The sequence below is a fragment of the Caecibacteroides pullorum genome (assembly GCF_019239235.1).
GTDB classification, from domain to species: Bacteria; Bacteroidota; Bacteroidia; order Bacteroidales; family Bacteroidaceae; genus Bacteroides; species Bacteroides pullorum.
The window spans coordinates 1-6,423 of sequence record NZ_JAAZTS010000047.1 but is presented as its reverse complement, the minus strand read 5'-3'; the positions used below and the strand labels follow the sequence as shown (position 1 = coordinate 6,423).

10 protein-coding genes are annotated in these 6,423 nt (G+C 49.7%); 4 read left to right on the top strand and 6 right to left on the bottom strand.

The annotated features are described in order from the left end of the window. From HF894_RS14895 to HF894_RS14880, 4 genes are all read right to left on the bottom strand, one after another. The coding region (locus tag HF894_RS14895; protein WP_301547095.1) for a BT4734/BF3469 family protein at positions 1-1,066 on the bottom strand (1,066 nt) is incomplete at its 3' end. Between the two features lie 41 nt (positions 1,067-1,107). Continuing rightward, a complete protein-coding gene (locus tag HF894_RS14890) occupies positions 1,108-1,419 on the bottom strand; it encodes a hypothetical protein (protein WP_204973429.1) in 312 nt (103 codons plus the stop codon). A 109-nt stretch (positions 1,420-1,528) separates the two neighbouring features. Continuing rightward, positions 1,529-1,807, bottom strand: coding sequence for a hypothetical protein (locus HF894_RS14885; RefSeq protein WP_204973427.1), 279 nt, complete (start codon positions 1,805-1,807; stop codon positions 1,529-1,531). Between the two features lies 1 nt (position 1,808). Beyond that, on the bottom strand, positions 1,809-1,952 hold the full coding sequence (locus HF894_RS14880; RefSeq protein WP_204973425.1) for a hypothetical protein: 144 nt from the start codon (positions 1,950-1,952) through the stop codon (positions 1,809-1,811). A 156-nt stretch (positions 1,953-2,108) separates the two neighbouring features. Here HF894_RS14880 and HF894_RS14875 point away from each other — a divergent pair, with 156 nt between their 5' ends. From HF894_RS14875 to HF894_RS14865, 3 genes are read left to right on the top strand one after another with little or no spacing between them, the layout of a single operon-like run. Further along, positions 2,109-2,447, top strand: coding sequence for a helix-turn-helix domain-containing protein (locus tag HF894_RS14875; RefSeq protein WP_204973423.1), 339 nt, complete (start codon positions 2,109-2,111; stop codon positions 2,445-2,447). Further along, positions 2,431-3,177: an ImmA/IrrE family metallo-endopeptidase gene (locus HF894_RS14870; protein WP_204973420.1), complete on the top strand. Its 747-nt coding sequence runs from the start codon at positions 2,431-2,433 to the stop codon at positions 3,175-3,177. Before HF894_RS14875 ends, HF894_RS14870 begins: the two co-directional genes overlap by 17 nt. Beyond that, entirely contained in the window at positions 3,164-3,715 is a 552-nt protein-coding gene (locus HF894_RS14865; protein WP_204973410.1) for a hypothetical protein, read from the top strand. The genes HF894_RS14870 and HF894_RS14865 overlap by 14 nt, the downstream gene beginning before the upstream one ends. Before the next feature lie 13 nt (positions 3,716-3,728). On the opposite strand, the gene HF894_RS14860 is transcribed toward HF894_RS14865, so the two are convergent. Together HF894_RS14860 and HF894_RS14855 are read right to left on the bottom strand one after the other, a co-directional pair. Further along, a complete protein-coding gene (locus tag HF894_RS14860) occupies positions 3,729-4,352 on the bottom strand; it encodes a hypothetical protein (protein ID WP_204973408.1) in 624 nt (207 codons plus the stop codon). 8 nt (positions 4,353-4,360) lie between these two features. Next, positions 4,361-5,452, bottom strand: a complete 1,092-nt coding sequence (locus HF894_RS14855; protein WP_204973406.1) for a hypothetical protein — start codon at positions 5,450-5,452, stop codon at positions 4,361-4,363. Positions 5,453-6,104: 652 nt separating this feature from the next. Here HF894_RS14855 and HF894_RS14850 point away from each other — a divergent pair. After that, a partial coding sequence (locus HF894_RS14850; protein WP_449495031.1) for an HU family DNA-binding protein occupies positions 6,105-6,423 on the top strand: 319 nt, incomplete at its 3' end.

The window sequence follows — 6,423 nt, the reverse complement described above, 5'->3', positions numbered from 1 at the left end:
ATTCTTCATTCTTCATTCTTAATTCTTCATTTCTCAAAGATTCTTCATTCTTCATTCTTCGTTCTTCATTTTCAAGGGCCTCTTTCAGCATCCGCGGCATCGAGTACCACTTGGCCGAGCAGGCGGAGTGTATCAGCCCCCTCATCTCCTCCTCGGACAGGCCGTAGCGGGGCATCACTTGCAGGAGCAGCGCCTCGTTGTTGTCGGTAATATAGCGCAGGTGCGAGGCCAGGCGATGGAGCTTGTCGTTGCGCTCGCCCTGCACGGGTTCGCCACCTGCCAGCTTGAACCATTGTTGAATAATCTGACTATATGGCATCCCCTTAAATGTAGGGACGCACCGCGGTGCGTCCGTGTGGGGCGTATCGGCGGGGGCGGCAACGTCCGCTTGGGGCGTATCGGCGGCATTGGCATCGTCATCGGACGCACCATGGTGCGTCCCTACGAGAGGATTGGTGGAAGCAGGCAATTCTTCATTCTTCATTCTTAATTCTTCATTAAACAGCCTCTCCTCGTCAAGGTAGAGCACATACCCCTCGGGCACCACGAACGACGAGCGCGCATAGTCCTTCACGCTGACGTCATAGTTTTCGTCGCCCATCTGCTGGGACATCCACCGCTGCGCCTCGGCCAGGTCCATCCCCGCGGGGATGATGAAGAACAGCCGCAGCCCCTCCGTGCTGGGCGTGATGTGGGCCAGCACCACGTAGCGCATCACGTCCCTGGCCTCCAGCTCCTGCCGCTTCTGCTCCCAGTAGCCGCGGGGATTGGGCAGGTGGTCCACGTCGTACATCGACAGGCCGCTGGGGATGGCGTCGGCGTTCAGTCGCCGCCCGTTCTTGAACGTGGCGTGCGGCGTGAAGATTGGCAACCGTTTCTTCAGCCCCGCTTTCAGTGTGTCATACTCTTCCTTCGTCAGCTCGCCGCGACGCAGCCGCTCCAGTCCGTCCGCTATCTCGGCGCAGACCTCCGCCACCAGCTCCGAACGCATCGCCTGGTGGAACAGCTCGGGGGTGCACTCCCGCACCACCCGGCTCTTTACGTTATTGCTTATTCCGAATTTCATTGCACTTAATGGATAATTGATAATGGATAATGGATAATTTTTCAGAACTCGGTGTCGAACACGCGATCCACAAAGTCGCTCGCCTGCCGGCTTTCGTCCATGATTGCGTCTGCCGGCACGATGTCCGCTTCGTCCAGAGCGATGCGCAGGGTCAGGCGCACATGGCTGTCGCCCACGCTGGCCCTGCCGTGGGGCAGTTTGATGTACTTTCCGCCTGGCCGTTGTGCGCTGCGGCGGTAGGCGTTGAAGTTTCCCTCCGTGGGGCTCACCAATCCCAGACTGCCTTCCAGACGTCCGTTTCCGTTCACTAAAGTCTTGTAAGCTTCGTCGCTCAGCTGAATTTTTACGTTCATAGTCGTGTCAAAAGTTTAATGTTGTAAATAGGGTTTGCTAATTGATAATTGAGAATGGATAATTGAGAATTCTTCATTCATCATTCTTCATTTAAAAAATTCTTCATTCTTAGTTCTTCATTTTGATAAGTTCCACCACCAGGATGTCCTGAAACATCTGCCCGTTGTACTCGCGCGTCTGGAAGCGGAGGACGGCATACACCAGCTCGCCCGCATAGAATTTGCACGAGGCCAGCTGCCCCAGCATGGCTGCCACGTACGTGTCCTCGTACTTGCCGCCCAACTCCTGCAACACGATGTTGCACTTCATCACCTGTCCGTTTTCGGCCTTCTGGCTCTGCACGGCGAAAGGTTCGCCCTGTGCTACGACTTTCATTAATTTCTTCATATTATACTACCTCGACGGGGATGGTTTGTCCGTCTTGACTGAGGCAAAGATAGGGCAAGGAAGATGAATAATTGCGGTATAATAATCTGATAATCAATGCATGTACAACCAATCCGATGACTATGCAATGTTTTGTTCGATCCATCCGATGAAACTGTCCGATAGCTATGGAAAGAGAAGGTAATCCATGGCAGAAGCGGCAGAGATAAAGTTATATTTTTATCAAAAACAAAGCTGAACTGCATAAAATATAACTGAAAAACATTATCTTTGCAAGCGGAAAACGTAACGCACAACTATCATGACCCTCAATCAGATTATCGGCAAGAATCTTGCCAGCTACCGCCAACACCTTGGCTACTCCCAACAGGAGATCAGTCAATATTTAGGTATCAGCCAACCGGCTTATGTCAAATATGAAAGTGGAGACACCGTCGTGCCTATGGAAGCTATTGAAAAACTGGCAACGCTCTACAATGTGGAAGAGTACGACCTGATGGAAGAAAATGCCGAACTGACACAAGCCAACGTTGCGTGTGCATACCGCAAAAACGGCACCATAAGCGACTTGGAGCAGATAGCCCAATTCCAAAAAATTGTCAAGAACTATATTCAGATGTGTAATGAGCTTGAGAAGTAAAAACGAATTGGAATGTCTGGCTACGCGCTTGCGCGAAGAGATGCACGTCACGACGAAAGATCCCGTACGTATTCATCAGATTCTGAAAGAGAAAAATATCTTGACCTGGTTTCGGAAGCTGGATGACAATTTTTCAGGTATGGCTATCCGTATCCAAGCAGGCGGTAGCAGCCGATACTTTATGCTGATCAATACGGCCCAGTCCTATGCCAAACAACGGTTCACCGCCTGTCACGAGCTATACCACCTGCTTTATCAAGAACAATTTACCGTATCGCAAAACAATGCAGGGTTGTTCAACAAAAAGGAAACAGAAGAATACAATGCCGACCTTTTTGCCTCCTACCTGTTGTTGCCCGAAATGGGGTTGAAGGAATTGACGCCGGATAAAGAACAAAGTCGAAACAAAATAACACTTGCCACTCTGCTGAAAATAGAGCAAAACTTCGGGTGTTCACGCAGTGCATTGCTCATGCGTCTGAAGGGTTTGGGATGGATTACCGACGAGGTTTTTGCCCGCTACCAGAAAGATGTCCGAAAATCGGCCATCGAATATGGTTACAGCACCAGGCTTTACGAACCGACCTACCAGACGGAACTGGTTGGAGACTACAACCTGAAGGCACGGGCCCTGTATGACGCAGGACTCATTTCGCAGGCAAAATATTTTTCATTACTGGCCGATATGGGCCTTGACTTTTCAAAAGAACTGGGCGATGGCGAAGAATAAGGTCATATTGATTGACGCGGATGTCATTTCGCATTTCATTGCTACCGGTCGCATTGACACGCTGACAGCGATTCTCGCTCCCCATGCCGTCTATGTGGTGGACAATGTGTACAAAGAAGCCACCTGGCACCCTACCGATTCCCAACGCAAAGCCAAAGTAGACGCCTGGATGACCCGCTGCAAAGTTTCGCGCATAGGCTTTCCCTATACGAACGACCATGTCAAGAAGGAATTCTTCCGCCTGAAGAAAGAATGCCCGCTTTTGGGAGAAGGCGAAAGGGCCTGCATGTCGATGGCTCGTTTCGAGCATGAAGTGGTGGCCAGCAGCAATTTCAGGGATGTGGCCGACTATTGTGACGCATTCGGCATTGAATACATCGGCACCTTAGACATCCTGGCTATTGCATTGAACAAAGGCATCTACACACAAGAAGACTGCAATAACTTTATTGCCGACGCCGTCAGTCTCAACAAGGCCCGGTTCCCCGTCAGCGACATCACTCACTACACGCCGACACGCGACCTGAACGATTTTTGAAGAACCTGTCTCATCACTTCCGAAACTCCGCTTTCAGCTTCATCACTCCCTTATACAAGCCGTCGTATGCAATGTGGATAAAGCGGTCTATCTTATGCGAATTTTGCATCATCTTGACAAACTGCTGGCGGGAAGCGCGCAAGTTGGTCACCTTAACCCTCTCTCCTTCTTGCAACCACTTGTTCCGTTCGGTAGAAATGGCATTGGCTATGCTCCTTGCACTACAATTCAGCCAAGGTGAATCAGGAAACCATTCCTGCATCTGGTTGATGAATTCAACATCTTTTGTCTGAAAGTTCATCACCTCGGCATCGTCCAACGCAGCATGCAGCCAAAAGAGTTCATTTTTCCCCTGCAGTTGCTCCAATGCCGAAGCTATCAGGTCGCGAAGCTGCCCAAGCCGTTCGGCTGTGGCAAATAGCGAAGGGGAAAAAATGAGGTTATTGAGGCTGGTGTTTTCTTGCTCTTCTTCCGCCATCTCTCCATCGTTCTGTATGGGGTTTGCCTCCTCCGCCTCCACGTGCATGTCGCCCTGCACGATGGTCTGGAACTTGATGTCCGTCATCTGGCAGCGGTCGAAGTAGATGCCGCCGTAGAAGTTCTTCACTTCCGTCTGTTGTTGCTTGTTGTCTTCCATGTCTGTTGTCAATTTTGGGGTAAACTTTGGCTGGCAGGCTCCGCATGGATACTGACACCCTTTATCTGGTTTCCGCTGAAGTGGTTGGCGCCTTCGTAGTAGTTGTACTGCGTGTGTGGCGCCCGGTCGACAGGCTTCTTTATGGCCCTGTCCACCCGTTCCACATGCTCTTTGACGCATTCCGAGTACTTCATGGTTGTCAGGCACGAGAGGAGCGCCACCAGCCCCGCTTTGCTGAACACCTCCAGCGCCCTGTCTATCAAGGCGGCCATCAGCTTCGACCCAGGTTCCACCTCCACGGCTGTCTCTATCTCCGTCCGGCAGAGGTCGAAATCTTCGGGCATCACCTGCGGCTTTTCGACTTCACCCGACGGAGGTGTACCGGGTGGACACTCTTCCCTCAGGTTGCAGTAGGACATCTCGATGCATTCCAATATCTGCAACCGCTCGTTTTTCTTGTTCCAACGGAAGACGATTTCCTTGATGTATGCGCAGTTGAAATGGTCCGTTGCCAGCATCCAGTCCTCGGTTGTCATGTCGGCACGCACATGATGAGCCGGCTCTGGCAGCGGAGCGTCCACATCGAAACTTGCCAGATTGAACACATGATCCCAGTCGGGCGCTCTCAGAAAACCCAGATACCAAGGTATCGATCGTTTTCTCTCTTTCTGCCACAGAATGACAAATACGCTGTGAAAAAACGTGGAGGGCTTCCCGTGCTCGTCCATCAGATGTTTTTCCCTCAATATCTGCAAGTGTTCCACAGCCTGCTCGATAGGTATCCTCATTAGGCACAGCGCCGCATAGACCAACGACAGACACAGTTGGGTGGCAGAAGAATCAGACTTCAGGTGCCTGCTCCGAAAGACGTACCCCTCCCAGATATCTTCTTCGTCAGCATGCTTCACCAGAAAAGCCCGCATACTCTGCAAGTATACTTCATTCAAAACCTCTATGGCGGGGATGGACAGTTTATGTTCTTCTTTTAAAGTCCGGAAGATGGAATAAATTTCGTTCCACAACTTGTTGTCACCGATAAGGTGGTCGATGTCTGCAAATTTACGACAGACTATTGATCGATATTGAAGATATGCTTTCATAGTTATGCCCTCCCTTATTTTATGTTTGTCAACAAATATACAAATCCTATTCAAGTAAACAAAGCTAAATGCAGTTTTTAACACAACATTTTAATAGTCTATTACGAATTACAGATTACAGTTAGCTAAAATCGAAATGTGCGCGCCACTTATACAGTTATATTATATATATATATATTTATATATATAATATAAAATTCTGTACATACTTTTTCAAACTGAAATTCGCTTACTGTAATCTGTAATTCGTAATAGCACGCTGTCTTTTTCCTGGATTCAAAACAGCTCTTACGAATTACAGATTACAGTTACCAAACAATCTTTTCATGCTACTTCATAAAGAGCGTAAACGAAAGAGAACATCATGCTATCTGTAGAAAAACAATGCTTTCCGCGCGCGAAATTATCGTTTTATGCACTGTAAATCAATGCATTATTTTTATTAACGTAATTCTTTAATCCGTTAACATGTTTTCACTTCCCAGCGGCCCGAATTTTTTGGCCGGGCGGAGAATACCCCTTATCTTTGCCTTCGTGAATGAGGAATGAAGAACGAAGAATGAAGAATTTGCCAGCGGCCGGGGCACGATCAATTTTCAATTATCCATTCTCAATTCTCAATTAACCAAACACAATTAAAACCAACAAAGCTATGTCAACAATCGGAACATTGAAGTACAGACGTTACGCGGCCAAGTCGCCGCAGGACCCCGACGCACCCGCCAAGTGGTACGCCCGCGCCGTGCAGGACCGCACGGTAGAATTCGAAGACTTCGTCACCCACATTTCTGAACACAACTCGCCCTACTCGCGCGGCGTCATCCACGGTGTCCTCATCGACATGCTCGCCTGCCTGAAGGAGCTGGTGCTCGACGGCAAAAGTGTCCGCCTGGGCGACCTGGGCCTCTTCTCCGTGGGCATCTCCTCGAAGGGAGCCGAGACGGCCGAGGCGTGGACCACCAGCCTCATTA